Origin of the sequence: Paraburkholderia sp. LEh10 (assembly GCF_017814945.1) — a bacterium.
GTDB lineage: Bacteria > Pseudomonadota > Gammaproteobacteria > Burkholderiales > Burkholderiaceae > Paraburkholderia.
This window is the reverse complement of record NZ_JAGIPX010000005.1, coordinates 71773-91548: the sequence shown is the minus strand read 5'-3', so window position 1 is coordinate 91548 and position 19776 is coordinate 71773. Positions and strand designations below refer to the sequence as shown.

General features: G+C 62.5%; 21 protein-coding genes. 14 read left to right on the top strand and 7 right to left on the bottom strand.

The window, feature by feature from the left end; all coding sequences use genetic code 11:
• Positions 1 to 30: 30 nt before the first annotated feature.
• From J8I87_RS05880 to J8I87_RS05870, 3 genes are read right to left on the bottom strand one after another with little or no spacing between them, the layout of a single operon-like run.
• A complete protein-coding gene (locus J8I87_RS05880) occupies positions 31 to 1308 on the bottom strand; it encodes an NAD(P)/FAD-dependent oxidoreductase (protein WP_209930501.1) in 1278 nt (425 codons plus the stop codon).
• A 5-nt stretch (positions 1309 to 1313) separates the two neighbouring features.
• Positions 1314 to 2177 (bottom strand): anti-sigma factor domain-containing protein, encoded by an 864-nt coding sequence (locus J8I87_RS05875; protein ID WP_245253721.1) that lies wholly within the window; start codon positions 2175 to 2177, stop codon positions 1314 to 1316.
• Positions 2174 to 2743: an RNA polymerase sigma factor gene (locus J8I87_RS05870; protein ID WP_209930500.1), complete on the bottom strand. Its 570-nt coding sequence runs from the start codon at positions 2741 to 2743 to the stop codon at positions 2174 to 2176. The genes J8I87_RS05875 and J8I87_RS05870 overlap by 4 nt, the downstream gene beginning before the upstream one ends.
• A 350-nt stretch (positions 2744 to 3093) precedes the next feature.
• Between J8I87_RS05870 and J8I87_RS05865 the strand changes: the two genes are divergently transcribed.
• Positions 3094 to 6189: a transglycosylase domain-containing protein gene (locus J8I87_RS05865; RefSeq protein WP_209930499.1), complete on the top strand. Its 3096-nt coding sequence runs from the start codon at positions 3094 to 3096 to the stop codon at positions 6187 to 6189.
• On the opposite strand, the gene J8I87_RS05860 is transcribed toward J8I87_RS05865, so the two are convergent.
• The 4 genes from J8I87_RS05860 to J8I87_RS05845 all read right to left on the bottom strand — a co-directional run bounded on the left by J8I87_RS05860 (position 6183) and on the right by J8I87_RS05845 (position 10432).
• Positions 6183 to 7406, bottom strand: coding sequence for an ROK family transcriptional regulator (locus J8I87_RS05860; protein WP_209930644.1), 1224 nt, complete (start codon positions 7404 to 7406; stop codon positions 6183 to 6185). The genes J8I87_RS05865 and J8I87_RS05860 overlap by 7 nt on opposite strands.
• Positions 7407 to 7445: 39 nt before the next feature.
• The gene (locus J8I87_RS05855) at positions 7446 to 8246 is read right to left on the bottom strand and encodes an ATP-binding cassette domain-containing protein (RefSeq protein ID WP_209930498.1); all 801 of its coding nucleotides are present in this window, start codon (positions 8244 to 8246) and stop codon (positions 7446 to 7448) included.
• Between the two features lie 22 nt (positions 8247 to 8268).
• The gene (locus J8I87_RS05850; protein ID WP_209930497.1) at positions 8269 to 9258 is read right to left on the bottom strand and encodes an ABC transporter permease; all 990 of its coding nucleotides are present in this window, start codon (positions 9256 to 9258) and stop codon (positions 8269 to 8271) included.
• A gap of 145 nt (positions 9259 to 9403) precedes the next feature.
• On the bottom strand, positions 9404 to 10432 hold the full coding sequence (locus J8I87_RS05845; protein WP_209930496.1) for a sugar ABC transporter substrate-binding protein: 1029 nt from the start codon (positions 10430 to 10432) through the stop codon (positions 9404 to 9406).
• A gap of 629 nt (positions 10433 to 11061) precedes the next feature.
• Here J8I87_RS05845 and J8I87_RS05840 point away from each other — a divergent pair.
• The 13 genes from J8I87_RS05840 (at position 11062) to J8I87_RS05780 (ending at position 19399) form a co-directional block, all read left to right on the top strand.
• Entirely contained in the window at positions 11062 to 11286 is a 225-nt protein-coding gene (locus J8I87_RS05840) for a hypothetical protein (RefSeq protein ID WP_209930495.1), read from the top strand.
• A gap of 58 nt (positions 11287 to 11344) precedes the next feature.
• Positions 11345 to 11572, top strand: a complete 228-nt coding sequence (locus J8I87_RS05835; RefSeq protein ID WP_209930494.1) for a hypothetical protein — start codon at positions 11345 to 11347, stop codon at positions 11570 to 11572.
• A gap of 94 nt (positions 11573 to 11666) precedes the next feature.
• Positions 11667 to 11897, top strand: a complete 231-nt coding sequence (locus J8I87_RS05830; RefSeq protein ID WP_209930493.1) for a hypothetical protein — start codon at positions 11667 to 11669, stop codon at positions 11895 to 11897.
• 504 nt (positions 11898 to 12401) lie between these two features.
• Complete coding sequence (locus tag J8I87_RS05825; protein ID WP_209930492.1) at positions 12402 to 12629, top strand: hypothetical protein; 228 nt, start codon at positions 12402 to 12404, stop codon at positions 12627 to 12629.
• 59 nt (positions 12630 to 12688) lie between these two features.
• Entirely contained in the window at positions 12689 to 12916 is a 228-nt protein-coding gene (locus J8I87_RS05820; protein WP_209930491.1) for a hypothetical protein, read from the top strand.
• 58 nt (positions 12917 to 12974) lie between these two features.
• The gene (locus J8I87_RS05815; protein ID WP_209930490.1) at positions 12975 to 13202 is read left to right on the top strand and encodes a hypothetical protein; all 228 of its coding nucleotides are present in this window, start codon (positions 12975 to 12977) and stop codon (positions 13200 to 13202) included.
• A 59-nt stretch (positions 13203 to 13261) separates the two neighbouring features.
• Complete coding sequence (locus J8I87_RS05810; RefSeq protein ID WP_209930489.1) at positions 13262 to 13489, top strand: hypothetical protein; 228 nt, start codon at positions 13262 to 13264, stop codon at positions 13487 to 13489.
• A gap of 58 nt (positions 13490 to 13547) precedes the next feature.
• Positions 13548 to 13772 carry a hypothetical protein gene (locus J8I87_RS05805; RefSeq protein WP_209930488.1) on the top strand — a complete coding sequence of 75 codons (225 nt, stop codon included), beginning with the start codon at positions 13548 to 13550 and terminating at the stop codon, positions 13770 to 13772.
• Positions 13773 to 14156: 384 nt separating this feature from the next.
• Complete coding sequence (locus tag J8I87_RS05800; protein WP_209930643.1) at positions 14157 to 15050, top strand: YihY/virulence factor BrkB family protein; 894 nt, start codon at positions 14157 to 14159, stop codon at positions 15048 to 15050.
• 244 nt (positions 15051 to 15294) lie between these two features.
• Positions 15295 to 17682 carry an MCP four helix bundle domain-containing protein gene (locus tag J8I87_RS05795; RefSeq protein ID WP_209930487.1) on the top strand — a complete coding sequence of 796 codons (2388 nt, stop codon included), beginning with the start codon at positions 15295 to 15297 and terminating at the stop codon, positions 17680 to 17682.
• A gap of 17 nt (positions 17683 to 17699) precedes the next feature.
• On the top strand, positions 17700 to 18437 hold the full coding sequence (locus tag J8I87_RS05790) for a methyl-accepting chemotaxis protein (RefSeq protein WP_209930486.1): 738 nt from the start codon (positions 17700 to 17702) through the stop codon (positions 18435 to 18437).
• On the top strand, positions 18434 to 18973 hold the full coding sequence (locus J8I87_RS05785; protein WP_209930485.1) for a hypothetical protein: 540 nt from the start codon (positions 18434 to 18436) through the stop codon (positions 18971 to 18973). Before J8I87_RS05790 ends, J8I87_RS05785 begins: the two co-directional genes overlap by 4 nt.
• A 60-nt stretch (positions 18974 to 19033) precedes the next feature.
• A complete protein-coding gene (locus tag J8I87_RS05780) occupies positions 19034 to 19399 on the top strand; it encodes a response regulator (protein ID WP_209930484.1) in 366 nt (121 codons plus the stop codon).
• Positions 19400 to 19776 lie beyond the last annotated feature (377 nt).

The window sequence follows — 19776 nt, the reverse complement described above, 5'->3', positions numbered from 1 at the left end:
TGCGGGCCGGCGTGAGGACGGATGCGGGGCTCACGTCGAGCGCCGCGGACGGTCCGCGAGCGCGTCGCGTGTCTGCATCGCCGTGTACGTGAGTTGCGCAGCCGCGAGGCCCAATGCGCCGAACGTGTGCGTGAGGCCGAAGCTCGCGAATGCTTCGGGCACGGCGCGCTCGCCCGCGATGGCGGCCGCGAGCAGTTCGCCGCTGACGCTGGTCGGCGCCATCCCATGTCCGCCGAAGCCGACCGCGTACCAGACGCCGTCCGCGCTCTGGCCGATCTGCGGCATCTTGTGCCGCGCGTAGCTCATCAGGCCGCCCCATGCATGATCGATGCGCACGTCGCGCAATTGCGGATACACCTTCAGCAGATCGCGGCGCAAAAGCCGCGCGATGGTCTCGGGCTCGCGTTCGAGGATCGAAATGCGTCCGCCCCACAGGATGCGCGTGTCGGGCAGCGGCCGATAGTAGTCGAACGCGAAGCGCGTGTCGTAGACGGCGCAGCGGCAATCGACCGCTTCGGCAAGGCGCGCGCCGAGCGGCTCCGTCGCCATCACGTAGGTCGCGATCGGCAGCACCGCGCGCTCCACGCGGCGGTACACATTGCGTGCGTAGCCGCCGCCCGCCATCACGACATGGCGTGCATCGACAGAACCCTGTGCGGTCCTGACGGCGAACCCCGCGCCTTGTCTGCGCAGCGACGTCACGGGCGACTGCTCGACGATGCGCACGCCGGCCGCTTCAGCCGCGCGCGCGACACCGAGCACATACTTCAACGGATGAAAGTGAAATGCGTTGCGCTCGAAAAGGCCGCCGAAATAGCGCGTCGTTTTCAGACGCTCGGCAAGTTGCGCCGCGCTCAGCGTTTCCCACTCGACGCCGAACGATTCCTTCATCAGACGCCGCTGGCTGTCGAGCCTCGAAGGATCGTCGAACCAGTTCGCGAGTATCACGCCCGCGTCCGTCATGTCGCAGTCGATTGCGTAGCGCCGGATGCGCGCGCGCATCAGATCGACGGCATCGATGGTCAGCGCGTACAGTTCGCGCGCCCGCGACGGTCCGAGAATCTTCAGCAGATCCGCGCAATCCAGGCTGTAGCCGCCGAACACGAAGCCGCCGTTGCGGCCCGACGCGCCGAAGCCGACCTGGTTCGCCTCGACCACGACGACGTCGCGCACGCCGCGCTCGGCGAGTCCGAGCGCAGTCGACAACCCCGCCAACCCGCCGCCGACGATGCACACATTCGCGCTGAGGTTCTCGGTCAATGCGGGGCGCGCGGGCCGCTCGACGGTCGCTTCGTAGTAGCTATGCATAAGGTTCAGGAGACGGGCTGCAATTTGCCCACATAGACGACAGGACCGGACGGCCCGTCGGGATTCGGGGAGCCGCCCGCCGGTTCGATCGAAACCGCGAGCGCGGCATAGCCTTCCGGGCGCTGTTCGCCAACGGGCAGCCTGATCTCGCCGCTCGCGGGCAGCACGCCGAGCGAGACGGGATGGCCGGCCGGCGGCACCCCCCACAATTGCAGCGCGCGGCCTTCGGGCGGCGCGGCGTTGGCGAGACGCTGGATCGTGATCGAGCCGTGCTGCGCATCCCACGCGACGAACATCACGGCATGCGCGTCCTGATCGTTGAGCACCGCGACACGCGTCGGGCCTGGCGCGTGCTGCCCGGCTAGCGTCGGCGCGCCCGATGTCGCGGGTCCGGCAGGCAAAAGCGCACGCATCGCGACGACGGCGGCCAGCGCCGCCAGCGCGGTCGCGCCGATGGCCCAGCCGCGCCAGAACGACAGGCGCTCGAACCAGCGGGCAGGTTGGACGGCAGCGGTGGCGGCATCGGCGGCGCGGCGCGGTTGCGACGGGGTTGGTTGCGCTGCGGCTTCACGGACAGGCGAGGGCGAAGCCGAACTCGAACCCGAAGTCGAAGCCGAACTCGAAGGCGCGCCGCCGAGACCCAGCCGCCGCTCGATCCCCTGCCACGCGGACGCAGGCGGCACGCGTGCGGGCGACAGTTCAGCGAGCGGTTCGATGCGGCGCTGCCAGTCGTCGAGCGCGCGGCGCAGTTCGGCATCGCGTTGCGCATAGTGTTCGAGACGCCGCCGCGCGCCACCGCGCACGAGACCGAGCGCGTGTTCGGCCGCGAGCCGCTCGATGAGGTCGGGATAGCGATGCAGGTTCATCATGCGCCTCCCAGACAGCTTTTCAGTCTGGCGAGGCCGCGCCGGATCCATGACTTGACCGTGCCAAGCGGCACGGTGAGCATCGCGGCGATCTCGCTATGGCTCTGGTCGCGCAGATACGCGAGCGCGACGGCCTGCCGCTGCGCCGGCTCCAGCTGCTGCAGGCAGCCGGCGAGCAGGCGCGCGGCGTCGCTCACTTGCGTCAGCGCTTCGGGGTTCGGGGCGTCGCTGGCGACGAGCTCGTCCAATGCATCGCTCCATTCCGTTTCCTCGACGTCGATCCGCCGCAGATGGTCGAGCGCGCGATTGCGCACGATCGTTGACATCCACGTCATCGGCGCCGACAGATCGCGCCGGTAGTCGCGCGCATGCCGCCAGATGTTGATGAAGCTGTCCTGCAGCACCTCTTCCGCCCACTCGGGCTTGTTCAATATACGAAGCGCAAGCCCGAACAGTTTCGACGCCACGGCGTCGTAGAGCTCGCGCAGCGCGCCGCCGTCTTCGCGGGCAACGCGTTCGAGCAGCGTGGCGAGCATGTCCTGCGTCGGGTCACGGAGATTCGCGGTCATGAGCGTGGGGCTATCGGTGCGCGGCTATGTTACTCAAATTCGCGCCGATGTCATATTCGGTATTTCAGGCAGCTTGCAGTCATTGGGCGGCGGGCTCGCGGCCGATGCGCGGCGCTGGAGGTTGCATGGACATCGAAGTATCGGCTGCCTTTTTGCGGGGCCTCACGACGGTGCACGGCGGGCGCCCGGCGACGCGCGGCGCCGCTTCGCCGCGCTTCATGACGGCTGTGTTGCGTGGCGTACTCATCGCGCTAAAACGGGCCGCTTCTGACCATCGCAAGGCCGCTTTACGCGTTAGACTGAGACTAGTCGAGTTTGATGTGGTTAGGCATCTGCAAGGAGACGCCGCCATGAACCGGCCACTACGGTTTCCGCTACGCGCAATCGGCACCACGTTCGCCTGGAAGTGGTTCAAGTGGCTCTTTTTCGTCGCGTTTCTCGTGGCGATTGCAATCGGCGTGCGCTTTGTCCAGATCGAAATGGACACGTCAAGATTACAGGCGCGCTACCTGTCCGAACTCACGCGCGACGTCGGCTTTACCGTTTCCGAAGGCCCGAGCGACAACATCCGCTTTCCCACCGACGGCCCGTACGATATCCGTCTTGGCTACGCGCTGCTGCCGTCGTTCGAACGCCGCCTGAGAGAGCGCGGTTATGCCGTCGCATCGCAGGCCCGCGATTCAGAGCGCATGGCGGCGCTCGCCGACGACGGCCTCTTCATTCCCTACGAAGAAAAGGATCAGGCGGGCCTGATGCTGTATGACTCGACGGGCACACGCCTGTTCGGTTCGCAATATCCGGCGCGCGTGTATGACGATTTCGAGTCGGTGCCGCCGCTCGTGGTGGCGGCGCTGCTGTTCATCGAAGACCGGCATCTGCTCGATGCCGATCAGCCGAACCGCAATCCCGCGATCGACTGGGGGCGCTTGAGCCGGGCGATGATGGATCAGGGCGCGCGCATGTTCAACAGCCATCAGGCGCAGCCCGGCGGCAGCACGCTCGCCACGCAGATCGAAAAGTTCCGCCATTCGCCGGGCGGCCGCACGGCCACGCCGAAGGAAAAGCTCCGGCAGATCGCGTCGGCATCCGTGCGCGCGTATCTCGATGGTCCGCGCACGATGCCCGCGCGCGAGCAGATCGTGGTGCGCTATCTGAATTCGGTGCCGCTCGCCGCGCAGCCGGGGTTCGGCGAAATCAACGGCATCGGCGACGGGCTCGCTTCATGGTACGGCCGCGACTTCGACGAGGTGAACCGCGTGCTCAAGGCGACCCCGACCTCCGACAATCTCGACGAACAGGGGCTCGCGTTCCGTCAGGTGCTGTCGCTGATGATCGCGCAGCGCGGTCCGTCGCACTTCCTGCTGCGCAACAACGGCGATCTCAATGCGTTGACGGAAAGCTACCTGCGCCTGCTCGCGACGAACGGCGTGATCACGACGCAACTGCGCGACGCCGCGCTGTCGCAGCAGCTCGTGCTGATGCGCGCGAAGCTCGTGCCGCCCGAAGGCTCGTTCGTCGAACGCAAGGCGGTGACGTCGCTGCGCACGCATCTGCTGTCGTCGCTCGGCGTGTCCAATCTGTACGATCTCGACCGGCTCGATCTGCGCGCCACGTCGACCATGAACAACAAGGTCCAGCAGGACATCAGCGACCGGCTCGCCGACGCGGCGACGAAAGACGGCGCGCAGGCCGCGGGCCTTTACGGCTTCAACATGCTCCAGCCGAAAGACGACCCGTCGAAGATCGCGTTCAGCTTCACGCTGTTCGAAAAGCGTGACGGCTCGAACCTGCTGCGCGTGCAGACGGACAGCGTCAACCGCCCGTTCGACATCAACTCCGGTGCGCGCCTGAATCTGGGTTCGACGGCGAAGCTGCGCACGCTGATCACGTATCTGCAGATCATGACGGAGCTGCATACGCGCTATGGGCAGATGAGCGTCGACGAGCTGCGCGCCGTGAAGCCCGAGCGCGAAGACGCGCTCACGCGCTGGGCCGTCGATTACTTCATGCATACGAAGGACCGCTCGCTTCCCGCGCTGCTCGATGCGTCGGTCGAGCGCAAGTATTCGGCGAACGCGGGCGAGACGTTTTTCACGGGCGGCGGCGCGCAAACCTTCACGAACTTCGAAGCCGACGAAAACTCGCGCATTCTCACCGTGCATCAGGCTTTCCAGCATTCGGTGAACCTCGTGTTCGTGCGGATCATGCGCGACATCGTCCATTACGAAACGATCAGGACGTCCGGCCCGTCGTCGCAATGGCTCGACGATCCCGACACGCGCAAGATGTACCTGACGCGCTTCGCCGACCAGGAAAGCATCGTGTACATGAACCGCTTCTACACGAGGTACCACGGCAAGCCACAGGACGAGATGCTCGCGATCCTGCTGCGCGGCGTGCGCAAGTCGCCGCCCAAGGTGGCGACCGTATTGCGCAGCGTGCGGCCCGACGCATCGCAGGCCTGGTTCAACGACCAGATGCGCGCCGCGTTGAAGAACACGCCAAAAGCGAATCCGCCCGACGACGCGCTCGCGCAGCTCTATACAAAGTACGGCATCGACAAGTTCAACCTGAACGACCGCGCCTATATTTCGAGTGTGCATCCGCTGGAACTGTGGCTCGTCAACTATCTGCACGAGCATCCCGATGCAAGCGCGAACGAAGTGATGCAGGCGAGCCGCGACGTGCGCGCCGATGCGTACAAGTGGCTCTTCAAGACGCGCTATCACGCGACCCAGAACCGCCGCATCCGCCGCATGGTCGAGCAGCATGCGTACGACGCGATCGGCCGGTCGTGGCAGGCGCTCGGCTATCCGTTCGCGCATCTGACGCCGTCGTATGCGGCCGCCATCGGCGCATCGGGCGACCGTCCGGCGGCGCTCGCGCAGCTGATCGGCGTGATCGCGAACAAGGGCGAGATGGCGCCGACGCAAAGCATTGCCGAACTCGAATTCGCCAAGGGCACGCCGTATGAAACGCGCTTCGTACGCGCGACCCCGCAGCCGAACGAAGCCGTGTCGACGGACATCGCGCGCGTCGTGCAGGGGTTGCTGCGCGATGTCGTCGCGGGCGGCACCGCGAAGCGTCTCGCGGGCGGCATGACGTTTCCGAACGGCAAGACGATGGAGGTCTACGGCAAGACGGGCACGGGCGATCAGCGCCTGAACATCTACGCGAAGGGCCGCAGGCTGATCGAGTCGCGCAAGGTCAATCGCACGGCGACGTTCGTGTTCGTGATAGGCGACCGTTTCTTCGGCACGCTGACGGCCGTCGTGCACGAGCCGTATGCGAAGCGCTACGACTTCACGAGCGCGCTTGCCGTGCAACTGCTGAAGTCGATGGCGCCCGCGCTGCAACCGCTGCTCGACGAGCCCGCCGCGAAGAACGCGCCGAAAGTCGCGGACAGCGCGGCGCCCGGCAAGGACACCGCGCCGCCCGTTCAGTAACCGACTTCGGTGGCGGGCTTCAGAAAGAGCTCGTGCATGGGCGCGAAGTGCGCGTAGAGCGGCAGGATCGCGCCGCCCATCGCGCGCGCATCGGAGCCGATCGTGCCTTCGAGCAACTGCGGCCGCACGATGCCTTCCCATTCGAACCTGTCGAGCACGCGCTGCGTGCGCCGGATGATTTCGCGCACCAGTTGCCGGTCCACTTCGCCGTCGATCACGACGGCTTCGAGATCGAGCAGCGCGGCCGCATTCGTCAGCGCGCCCGCGATCGCGGGGCACGCGCTGTCGAGCCATTGTTCCGTGAGCCGCCACAGGTCGGCAGACAGCGCGCGATGATCGTGTGCGGCGGTAACGGGCGCGCCCGCATCGGCGAACATCTTTTCGAGCACGAAACCCGACGCCGCGTGCAGCAACTGGCGCGCAGGCTGACGCGCGCCGCCGCCCATGATCGGTATCGAGCCGACGGCGCCCGCGTTGTCGTGCGGGCCGCCATGCAGGCGACCATCGATCACGAGCCCGCCGCCGATGAAGGTGCCGACGAACAGATATAGAAAGTTGTGAATGCCGCGCCCCTGGCCCATCACGAGCTCGGCGGCGCAGGCGGCCGTCGTGTCCTTCGCAAACTCGACGGGCAGGCCCGTCATCGACGCGATGCGCGCGCGGATGTCGATGTCGTTCCATGCGTCGAGCGCCTCATGCGGCGCGCCGAGAAAGTCGCGCCAGCCGCCGAGCCACAGCGGCGCCGCGACGCCCACGCCGACCACTTTCTCGCGCCGGGCGCCGAGCGCATCGTTCACGCGCGCGAGCTTGGTGTCGAGCGCGGGAAAGAGCGTGCGCGGATCAGGGTACGCATATTCCTGCACTTCGCGGCAGCAAACACGGCCGAGAAAATCCATCGCGAGCACGTCGAGGCTGCGCCGCCCGACCTTCACGCCGATCGTATAGGCGCCTTCCGCGCGCAACGCGATGGGCACGGAAGGCTGCCCGATGCGTCCGCGCACGCGCGCCTGCTTTTCGAGCAGCCCGTCGTCGATGAGCCGCTCGACGATCATCGACACGGTCTGAATCGACAGTCGCGTGAGCCGGCCCACGTCGGCCTTCGGCAGGGGGCCATGCAAACGGATCGCCTGCAGCACGATGCGTTCGTTGAACTGCCGCATGCCGACCTGGTTCGATCCGACCGTGCGCTTCAGCGGTGAACGGGTGCCCGTATCCATCGACGCTACCTGGTTAGTCGTGCTCATTCGGCCCGTGCGTCATGCGATCGCGCGGACGTCGGCCTGCTTTGCGCCCGTCATGATCGCGACGGCGTCCGACATATGGATGTCGCTCTTGTTCACGAGCGCCGCGCGCCGGCCGAGCCGCTGGATGTGGATGCGGTCCGCGATCTCGAACACGTGCGGCATGTTGTGGCTGATCAGGATGACGGGCAGGCCGCGGTCGCGCACGCGCCGGATCAGTTCGAGCACCATGTTGCCTTCCTTGACGCCGAGCGCCGCCGTCGGTTCGTCGAGAATCACGACATGGCGCGCAAACGCCGCGCTGCGCGCCACCGCGACGCCCTGGCGCTGGCCGCCCGAGAGCGTTTCGACGGCCTGGCGCATCGAGCGGATGCCGATCTGCAGGTCCTTCATCGCGTTGGTCGCTTCGTCGAGCATGCGCCGCTTGTCGATCATCTTGAAGATCTTGCCGCGCCAGCCCGGCTTCACCAGCTCGCGTGCGAGGAACAGGTTCTCCGCGATGCTCATCGCGGGCGCGACGGCGAGATCCTGATAGACGGTTTCGATGCCTTGCTGGCGTGCGTCGATCGGGCTGCGGAACTTGACGGGCTTGCCGTCGAGCAGCAGATCGCCTTCGTCGGGAACGACTGCGCCGGACAGCGCCTTGATCAACGACGACTTGCCTGCGCCGTTGTCGCCGATCACGGCCATGATTTCGCCGGGCATCACTTCGAAGTCACAGCCGTCGAGCGCGGTGACGTGGCCGTAGCGCTTGATGAGACCGCGCGCTTGCAGAACGGGTGTTTTGCCGTTGGCGGAAGAGGGGGTTGTCGACATGACGGGCTCCTTCAGATAACGATCAACGTGCGCCACGGCGCGACAGCTTGTCGGCGGCGACTGCGAGAATCACGAGAATGCCGGTGATCAGCACCTGGTACACCGACGACACACCCATCAGCGTGAGGCCATTGCGGAACACGCCGACGATCAGCGCGCCCAGCAGCGTGCCCGCAATCGAGCCGCGTCCGCCGAAGAGGCTCGTGCCGCCGAGCACGACTGCCGTGATGCTGTCGAGGTTCTCCGTTTGTCCTGCTTGCGGATCGCCGACGCCCGTACGTGCGACCGAGAGCAGTGCGGCGATGCCGTAGATCGCGCCCGACAGCGTGTAGACCGTGATCAGGATGCGCTGTGCGGAAAGGCCCATCAAACGCGCGGCTTCCGGATTGTTGCCGAGCGCGTACAGATGGCGGCCCGGCACGGTGTCGCGCAGCACGAACCAGGTGCCGAGATACATCAGCAGCGTGAGCACGGTGCCGTACGTGACCGTCGCGGGGCCGACGCTGAACGTGTTGCCGAAGAACATGATCGCGTCGGGCAGGTTCGATACGCTCTCCGCCCTCGAATAGATCTGCGTGAGCGCGAACGCGATGTTCAGCGTGCCGAGCGTGACGATGAACGCGGGCAGCTTGATGCGCGTGATCAGCACGCCGTTGAGCAAGCCGAACAACGTGCTCGCTCCGACGCCGCACAGGATCGCGACGACGGGCGGCACGCCCATCACGACGGCGAACTTCGTCATCACGATGGAGCCGAACGCCATCACCATCCCGCATGACAGATCGATGCCGCCCGTCAGCACGATCAGCGTCTGACCGATTGCGATGACGGCCACGACCATCGTCTGTTGCAGGATCAGCGACAGGTTCTGGAACGACAGAAAGCGGCTGCTCTGCGAGATGAAAAACGCGCACGCGAGCACGAGTGCGATCAATGGACCGGCTTCGGCAAGTGTCGGCAGATGATCGGTGAGCCGGCGATGGTTGGGAATGGGAGCGGTGGGAGTCGACATGGTGTGTTTCCTCGATGCAATGCGTGTCTGGTGCAAGACGGGCGTGGGGACCCGCCGTGCTCACGCTGGAGAACTCATGGAGATGCGCGTCGCGCGCACCTCCGCTACTGCCTGGTCACTGCGTCTTTGCTGCTGGCCTGCGCGCCTACTTGTTGCCCCAACAGTTGTCGAGGCCGAACTTCGTGTCCTTGCTGCTCACGCCGTTTTGCGGCTTGTCGGAGATCAGCGTGACACCCGTATCGTGATAGCCCGAGACCTTCTTGCCCGACTTCGCGTAATCCACGCCCGCCTGCACGCCGAGCTCGGCCATCTTCAGCGGGTATTGCTGCGACGTCGCGGCGATCGCGCCGGCCTTCACGTTGCGCACGCCTTCGCAGCCGCCGTCGATGGAGACGATCATCACGCTCTTTTCCTTGCCCGCGTTTTTCAGCGCGCGATAGGCGCCGGCTGCGGCGGGCTCGTTGATCGTGTAGACGACGTTGATGTCGGGCGCCTTTTGCAGGCAGTTTTCCATCGCCGTTTGACCCTTCGCCTGATCGCCGCGCGTGTCCTGGCTGCAAACGATCGACGGATCGCCTTCCTTCACGCCGAAGCCTTGCAGGAAGCCGTTGTGACGCAGCACGCCGACTGAGACGCCCGGCGCGAGATCGAGGGTCGCGATCTTCGCGGGCTTGCCGCCCATCGCGGCCTTCGCATACTCGCCGATCAGCACGCCGGCCTTGAAGTTGTCGGTGGCGAAGAGGGCGTCGGTGGCGTCCTGCGGGTCGGTGGGCGTATCGAGCGCGATCACGAGCGCGCCTGCCGCGCGCGCCTTCTTGATGCTCGGCACGATCGCCTTCGTGTCGCTCGGCGTGATGAGGATCGCCTTAGCGCCCGCGGTGATCATATTTTCGATCGCCGTGACTTGCGCCGCGTTGTCGCCGTCGAACTTGCCGGCGGCCGTCAACAGCTTTGCGCCGTCCTTTTGCGAGGCGGATTCCGCGCCTTGCTTCATCTTGACGAAGAAAGGATTGGTGTCGGTCTTCGTGATCAGGCCGACGATGGGCTGATCGGCCGCGAGACTTGCGCCGGCGCACCAAAGCGCCGATGCGGCGAAGCACGCGGCCGCGACGCCCTTAGCGATGGGTTGCACACGGGACGCGCGGCGCAGTTGCCTGCGGGAATTGGGGTTCATGGGACGCTCCTCCGGATGATTGACAACGACGTTATGTACAGCAAATCGGTTTGACGTTTGGGGCGCTGATCGCCCCTTCTGGGTCGCACGTGACGACGCGGCGAATAACTAAATCAATTGGCTTTATTTAAGATTCGGCTCGGCTGAGTGTCAAGGTGAATCATGAATTGTGCGTCGCAGCAGATTTATTCGTCGTTAGGAGATGGATGACGTCCGCACCGCGAAATACCTAGGTTTGCAACGCAACATGCGGTCGTTGTCGTAGGGGTAATTCCTACCTTCTTTCGTCGTTTTGTAGATCAAATGCTCTGTTAAAGAGCAAAAGATCGAAAAATTGATCGCCAAGCAAATTCGAGCGTTGAATTCGATCGAAAGTGGCAAGGCGCTGTTCGGTCGACACAGACAGGTTTCAACTGATCTGTTGGTCGCCTGGGGGCGCGCTTTCGCCGCCGGGTCGTAGCGAGCGCGATGGATGAGCCGGTCGTGGGCGGATAATTTCTTTACTTTTCAACGGGTTACGGACAGGACGCAAACGTCGGGCAGCGATTGGCACATCCTGTGCATATATGGCAGCGAGCGCAAAAGAATCGTGCTCTTCCAACCGAAACCGACCTATCAGGAGCTTCATCATGGCAACGCTGACCATCAAAGATCTCTCGCACAAAGCAGAACTCTCCGGCGAAGCGCTCTGCGCAGTGCGCGGCGGCAGCAACTACAACGTCGGCAACATCAACGCGGCATTCGGCGGCGGCTTTGCCAGCCCAGGCGTCGTGGTCGCACCCGTCAACCAGACCGACACGAAGGTCTCGATCCCGACGATCCTGAACTTCGGCGGCGAACAAGCCGTACTGTAAGCGGCAAGCCCAACGTCCATAGTTAAACCGTAAGCCATTCCAATCCAGGAGATTCATCATGAGCACGCTGACCATCAAAGATATTTCGCATAACGAAGAACTTTCCGTCGAAGCACTCTCAGCGGTACGCGGCGGCGCCAACGTCAACGCGTTCAACACGAACGCGGCGTTCGGCGGCGGCTTCGCCAGCCCGTCGATCGTGGTCGCCCCCGTCACACAAACCGAGACGAAGGTCGACATTCCGACGATCCTGAACTTCGGTGGCCTGCAATACGTCCACCACTAAGTCCAGGCCAGGGAGAGCGGCGCTTCTTCTGCACGCTCAAATGCATCCGGATCGCGCTCTCCCAACCACGACACGCTATACCAGGAGCACTACCATGGCCTCGCTGACAGTCACCGATCTCTCGCGCAACGAAACGCTGTCCACTGCGGCATCGAGCGCGGTGCGCGGCGGCAGCAACTTCAACTTCGGCAATATGAACGCTGCCTTCGGCGGCGGGTTTGCAAGTCCGGCGATCGTGGTAGCGCCCGTCATCCAGACGGATACGAAGATCGATATTCCGACGCTTTTGAACTTCGGTGGTCTGCAATGGCTGAAGGGCCTGTAAATCCATAGCAGCCGCAAAGCGTCGCTTGAATTCGATCGCAACAAAAACTACGAGACGGGGAAAGCAGTTGAAGGGGACCTAAACCAGTAGTAGTCGTTCTTCCGAGCCGCTGTCAGGTCTTGTCCCTGCCGGCTCCCGCCCGCCACGCGGTTCTTCCGCTGGCGGGCTTTTTTTCGTGCGCTGCGATCGGAAACGCGAGCGCGGTGCTCCGGGTCGAGCGCGGCTGTGCTTTATCGGTTCATCGCGGCGTCACTCGGACCGTTGTTCGATCAAAACAGACAGCTCCGCGATTATCTGTTGGTCAATGACAGCCTGTCGGCGGCTCATGAAATGCCTGAATTTCGGTGTGGAAACCTGGTGATGCGGCCAAAACCCTTTGTTCTCAAGCGTTTGACAAAAAGCGAAGCGCGCGGAGCAAGATTGGCACAGCCCATGCATATGTAGGGGCGAGCGCAACGAATAGTGCTCTTCCAACCGAAACAAAAGCCTATCAGGAGATTCATCATGGCATCGCTGTCCATTAAAGATCTTTCGCATAACGAAGAACTTTCCGTCCTGGCGCTCTCCGCAGTGCGCGGCGGCAGCAACTACAACGTCGGCAACATCAACGCGGCATTCGGCGGCGGCTTCGCCAGCCCGGCCGCGGTGGTGGCACCCGTCACGCAGACGGACACGAAGGTCTCGATCCCGACGATCGCGAACTTCGGCGGCCTGCAAGGCGTGCTGCTCTAAGCCATACGAAGCAATCACTTTTCTAGTTGAACCGAACCACACCTATCAGGAGATTCATCATGGCAACGCTCACCATCAAAGACATTTCCCGCAGCGAAGAACTTTCGGCCGAAGCACTCTCGACAGTGCGCGGTGGCGCGAATGTCAACGCGTTCAACACGAACGCGGCGTTCGGCGGCGGCTTCGCCAGCCCGGCGATTGTCGTCGCACCCGTCACGCAGACGGACACGAAGGTGTCGATCCCGACGATCGCGAACTTCGGCGGCCTGCAAGGCGTCGCGCTCTAAGCCCTAAAAAGCAATCACTTTCCAGTTCAACTTAACCACACCTATCAGGAGCTTCATCATGGCAACGCTGACCATCAAAGACCTTTCGCACAACGCCGAACTCTCCGTCGCAGCGCTCTCGACGGTACGTGGCGGCAGCAACTACAACGTCGGCAACATCAACGCGGCATTCGGCGGCGGCTTCGCCAGCCCGGCCGCGGTGGTGGCACCCGTCACGCAGACCGACACGAAGGTTTCGATCCCGACGATCGCGAACTTCGGCGGCCTGCAAGGCGTCGCCCTCTAAGCCACACAAAGCAATCACTCTTCTAGTTGAACCGAACCACACCTATCAGGAGCTTCATCATGGCAACGCTGACCATCAAAGACCTCTCGCACAACGCCGAACTCTCCGTCGCAGCGCTCTCGACGGTACGTGGCGGCAGCAACTACAACGTCGGTAACATCAACGCGGCATTCGGCGGCGACTTCGCCAGCCCGGCCGCGGTGGTAGCACCCGTCACGCAGACCGACACGAAGGTTTCGATCCCGACGATCGCGAACTTCGGCGGCCTGCAAGGCGTGCTGCTCTAAGCCGCGCAAAGCAATCACTTTCCAGTTCAACTGAACCACACCTATCAGGAGATTCACCATGGCAACGCTCACCATCAAAGACATTTCCCACAGCGAAGAACTTTCGGCCGAAGCACTCTCGACGGTACGCGGTGGCGCCAACGTCAACGCGTTCAACACGAACGCGGCGTTCGGCGGCGGCTTCGCCAGCCCGGCGATTGTCGTGGCACCCGTCACACAAACCGAGACGAAGGTCGACATCCCGACGATCCTGAACTTCGGTGGCCTGCAAGTCGTTCACTAAGTCTGGACCGGGGAGAGTGGCGCGTCATCTGCATATTCAAACAGCGGAACGCGCTCTCCCCACCTGGGACATCCGCTCTTTACAGAACATGTACGCAGAATCACGAAGCGAGTGGATATAAAGTCAGTATCAGTCTCTTTTCCGAGAGACGCCGTCAGGTCCTGTCCCTGCCGACGTTCGCCCGCCAGCCTCTGCTCGCTGGCGGTTTTTTTTTAGAGGAAACACGAAGCCCGAATAAGGCAATTCGATATTCGGGACAAAGCGCAAGACCATTCGAAGAAGCGCAGGACCGCCGCTTGCTACGCTTTCGAAGCCGGCGCCGCAACGCGCGACGCGCGTCTCGCCCGCCGGCAAACGACGCGAGCGGAGGTCGACGTGAGGACGATGCACAACCGCGCGCTGCATTTCGTCGCGACGCATCCCGCGCAATTCACATTGCAGGTATTCAAGGCTTTCCGCAAGAACCAGGGGTTGCTGCTGGCAGGCGCCATTGCCTATTACGCGCTGCTGTCCATCGTGCCGCTGCTGATACTCGTCGCGATCGCGTTCAGTCATTTCGTCGGCGAGCAGCTGCTGCTCGATACACTTGCGCGTCTGCTCGAATGGCTGGTGCCGGGACAATCGAAAGCGATTGTCCGGGAGCTTGCCAACTTTCTCGCGCATCGCGCGGTGATCGGCTGGTTCCTCGTGGTCACGATGATCTTCTTCAGTTCGCTCGCGTTCACGGTGCTGGAAAATGCGCTGTCGATCATCTTCGTGCATCGCGTCGCCATTCGGCGCAGGCACTTTTTGCTGTCGGCAATCATGCCTTACCTGTTCAGCCTTTCGCTTGGCATTGGCGTGCTGCTCGTGACTATCGTCACGAGCAGTCTTCAGTCTGTCGCAAGCGACAGCATCGTATTGTTCGACCACGAAGTCTCATTGACGGGCCCGATGCGCGTCATGCTCTATCTGTTCGGACTGGCGGGCGAAATCTTCGTACTGACGGCGATCTATCTGGTGATACCTGCGGGGCGCACGACACCGCGGCACGCGTTCGTCGGCGCAGTGGCGGCCGCGGTGCTGTGGGAAATCACGCGGCGCGTGCTCGTTTGGTACTTTGCGACGTTATCGCAGGTGAGCGTCGTTTATGGTTCGCTGACGACGGCGATCATCGTGCTATTCAGTCTCGAAGCGCTCGCGACGCTAATGTTGTTCGGCGCGCAGCTGATTGCCGAATACGAGCGTCTCAATGTGAGTCCGAAAGGGCCGGCCGCACAGCCGTTTGTCACGAACTGAGGCTGAAATGGAGCATGCGGTCGAGCCGCACCCGGAAAACGAAGCCTGCGGTTAACGGCGGGTAATCCGAAAACTTTAGGCCCATTTGCGTACAAGTACTATTGCGCTTCTCAATTGGCAGAAGAATGCGCGTTGTTCACAGCTTCGTCATGACCCGCCGATGATAATCCCGTCGCCCGTTAAATCGACTATTCAAGACGGGTAGCACTGCGGCATAGCAGTGACAGACCACGGGGAATATCACATGAGCATCCGTCACCGCATCACTTTACTCGTGGTGTTGATGCTGGTTGCCTTATCGGCAATCGGCGGATACGCCGTCTATCAGACACGCGGCAGCGCCGCAGACGTTCGGCAAGTGACGCAGGGCGTCGTGCCGAGCGCGCTCGCTTCGGCCGATCTCGTATCGCAGGTCAAGGACGTCCAGCTTGCAACGATGACGCTCGTCTATGCACCCGATGCGAATATGGTCGAGCAGGCGCAAAAGGAACTCGCGACGAAACAGAAGTCGTTGCGCGACGCCCTCGACGTGCAGGCGAAAGCGGCCGCGAGTCACGCGCAAAAAGGGCTCGTCACGCAGGCGCGCGACAGCCTCGCGAACTACTTCGCGGCGATCAACGATACCGCGAAAATGAAGGCCGAAGGCAAGAATGACATGGCGCAGGCTTATTTGTTCGCCAATGTCGCACAGTACCGCGACGAACTGGAAGGCATCGTCGAAACGCTGCGCATCGAGAAGAACCGCCAGAAAGACGATGCAATCGAAGGGCTCAACGAAGGCCTCGCAACGACCACGACGGCAATTGCAAGCGCATCGGGCGCGGCGATTCTCGTGCTGATCGCGATCGGCCTGCTGCTGTATCGCCAGATCACACGGCCGCTGTCGCGCATGCAGTCGATGATGAGCGAGATCGCGTCGAGCCAGGATTTCACGCGCCGTGTGCCTGTCGGGCGCATGGATGAAATCGGTCATTCGATCGTCGCGTTCAATGGCATGATCGAGAAGATTCAGCAAAGCTGCGCGCAACTGAAACAAAAGACGGCCGACATTCAGGCGATGCTGCAGAACATGCAGCAAGGCATTTTGACGGTCGTCGACGGTGCCGTGATTCACTCCGAGTACTCGGCATATCTGGAAGAGATCTTCGAAACGAAGGACATTGCCGGCCGTCCACTGATGGATCTCGTATTCGGCGACAGCAATCTCGGCGCCGACACGGTTTCGCAAGTCGAAGCGGCCGTAGCGGCGTGCATTGGTGAAGACAGCATCAACTTCGAATTCAACCAGCATCTGCTCGTCAACGAACTGATGCGCGAGATGCCCAATGGCGGGATGAAAACGCTGGATATGAGCTGGTCCGCGATCACCGACGAAAACGACATCGTCATGCGTCTGATGCTGTGCGTGCGCGACGTGACAGAACTGCGCCAGCTCGCGGCAGAAGCGGGAGAACAAAAGCGCCGCCTGGAAATGATCGGCGAGATTCTCGCAGTGAGCGAGGAGAAGTTCCATCATTTCGTCGAGAGCGCGACGGGCTTCATCAACGAGAATGAGCGCATCATTCGCCAGCATACGCAGGCGGACGGTTCGGCTGTTGCAGAGCTATTTCGCAACATGCATACGATCAAAGGCAATGCACGCACCTATAGCCTTCAGCATCTGACGAGCATCGTGCATGAAACCGAGCAGCGGTATGACGCATTGCGCCGTCCCGATTCGGCGCACGAATGGGATCAGGAGCAACTGATCGCCGAACTCGCGCGCGTCAAGGAAGCGCTTCAGCACTACGCGACGATCAACGAAGTCAGTCTTGGCCGCAAGGCGGGCCGTGGCGGCAGCGTCGAACGCTATCTGATGGTCGACCGTGAGCACATTCAGGAAAGCCTGCGCCTGCTCGACGCGGCGAACCCGGCCGACATGCGCGATCTGCTGTCGGCGCGCGATTCGGTGCGCCGAACCTTGCGTCTGCTCGGCACGGAAATGATCGAAGACGCGCTGGCGGGCGTGCTCGAATCGCTGCCTTCGCTTGCCGCCGAGCTCGGCAAGGCGGCCCCCGCCGTGCGCATCGACGACAACGGCTATCGCGTTCGGTCGCAAGCGGGCACGGCACTGAAGAATGTCTTCATGCATCTGTTGCGCAATTGCGTCGATCACGGCATCGAGACGGCCGAACAACGCCTGGCGCTCGGCAAGCCCGAAGCGGGTGTGATCGATATCGAAGTGGGCGTCGCGGAAGGGGCATTGCAGATCACGTTGAGCGATGACGGCCGCGGCCTCGCGCTGTCGCGCATTCGCGGCATCGCGGCCGAGCGCGGCTGGCTCCAGCCGGATTCGCAACTGAGCGACGAAGCAGTGGCCGAGTTTATTTTCCGTCCGGGTTTTTCGACGGCTCAAAATGTGACGGAAGTCTCAGGTCGCGGCGTCGGCATGGATGCGGTGCGCGATTTCATCAAGCGCGAAGGCGGGCGCATCGATTTGCGCTTTACCGACGATCATGCAGGCGCGGACTTCCGCCAGTTCCAGACGATCGTCTATCTGCCGGAGAATGCCGCCGTCGATAGCGTCGGCACATCGATGGACGATGCGGCCCGAACCGTGACGGCGATTCAGGCCAACGCGCTTTCCGAATAGCATGACGGGGATATGTCGTGGTTGAACAGTATGTGATTGCGGCAGTGGCGGGCGGCGCGTTGAGCGCGCTCGCGGCGCTTTTCGCGCATCGGTGGTGGTACAGGAGAAACGTCATTGCGCAGCAGTGCATGGCGGTGGCGTCGCAGGGCAAGCGCGTTGCGCAGGCCGAAGAGCATCATGCAGCCGAAGTGCGGCAGCACGAGCAGCGGGCGCGCGAGTTGCACGCGCTCGTCGACACGTTGCGTGGCGATCTCGTGCAGCAGTCGGCGCAGGCGGAACAGGCGCGCGCCGCCTTGAACGCGTTGCTGCAGCAAAAAGACGAATGGCTGCATCAGGCGACGCGCCTTTGCGCCGAGGCGGCACGCCTGCGGAATCTGTCGGCGACGTTCGAGCGCTGGCATGAGCAGATGATTTCGCTGATGGCGCAGAACCACGACATGCACACGAAGAACAATGAATTGTCGTCGATCGTGCGTCACGTGCTGATCGTGTCGCTGAATGCGTCGATCGAAGCGGCCCGCGCGGGGGCGGCGGGACGCGGGTTCTCGATCGTCGCGAGTGAAGTGCGCGCGCTGGCGGCGCGCTCGCAGGAACTGTCGAAGAGCTATCACGACAGCCTGAACCGCAACGACCTCATCACGACGGCCACGTTTCAGGACATTCAGGCGGGCGGCAAGATGATCACTGCTTCGCTGGCAAGCGTCGAGTCGCTCGCCGGCCAGATTCAATCCCGGATAGAACAGGCGACGACGTGATCAGTCAGCAAGCGAAAGACAGTCTCGAACGGATCTTTTTCCAGTCCGCACGCACGCGTTTGCCCGTCAATGCCGGCGACGCGTGCGAAATCACGGCACTCGACGCGCATCAGGCCAATACCGCGCTCGCGAGCCATATCGTTGTTTTGACCATTTCATCGATTGCATTTCGCTTTCTGCTCGTACTGCATTTCGACGACGATCAGACAACGCGCGACTATTATTTGCGCGACGCCGAAGATCGTGCGTTGCCAGAAGCGCTGATGGAAGTCGGCAATCTGTGTTGTGGCGCGATCAATCAGCGACTGGTCGAGTACTTTCCGGATCTCGGAATGTCGACGCCATATCAGCTGAGCGGCGCCTGCGTTTCCCATTTGACGGAGTTGAAGCCGGATTACCTCGCTGCTTTTCGCGTGACCGTCGGCGCAAACGTACAACTGGGCGCGACGCTGTGTGTATGCGCGAGCGCGCCCGTCGATTTTGCCGCGCAGGCGGCTCAGGTCGAGGAAAGCGCCGGCGAACTGGAACTCTTCTGAAACCGGCAAAGATCATATTTTCAATCAATGCGCCGCTTGAAAGGCGTGACGGGGTGAGCAATGGCAAAGGTTCTGGTAGTGGACGATTCGAGCGCGGTTCGCGATGAAGTGGCGGGCTTTCTGCGGAAAAACGGCCTCGACGTCGATACGGCAGTGGACGGCAAAGATGGGCTCGCGAAACTGAAAGCGTCGCCGGGCATTCGTCTCATCGTCAGCGATGTCAATATGCCGAATATGGATGGCCTGACAATGGCCGAAAAGATCCGCAGTGAATTGGCCAATACGAGCGTCAACATCATCATGCTGACGACGGAAAGCAGTCCCGCGATGAAGGAGCGCGGCAAGGCGGCGGGCGTGAAGGGCTGGATCGTCAAGCCGTTCAAGGGCGATGCAGTGCTCGAAACGTTCCGCAAACTGGCTGGCTGAAGGGAACTGGCGGCACATATCGAGTCCGCTGGATAAACGCAAGAGCCCATTCGCTATTCGGCGCAAGACGTAAGGCCGGGTCCTGTAAAGTGCAGGCCCGGCCTTTTGCATTGTTCCGGGCGCTGCCGTTCCATTCATTTTGCGTACAGTGCAAACTCAGTCGCAGGAAGCCGGCTATGTCATGCAATATGGGTTATCGGGATGCCAACGTGATGGCAAATCAACGCATACGCACGGTTCAAGATTGATCTTTAATAAAAACAGGCATCAGCTCTGAATTTTAATGCTTGGCCCTGGTCGTTTGGAAATCGACGGCTCAAAAGATGGGCCAGGAACTTTCTCAATTGCCGAGTCAGCGCTTTCGTATAACGATGGCT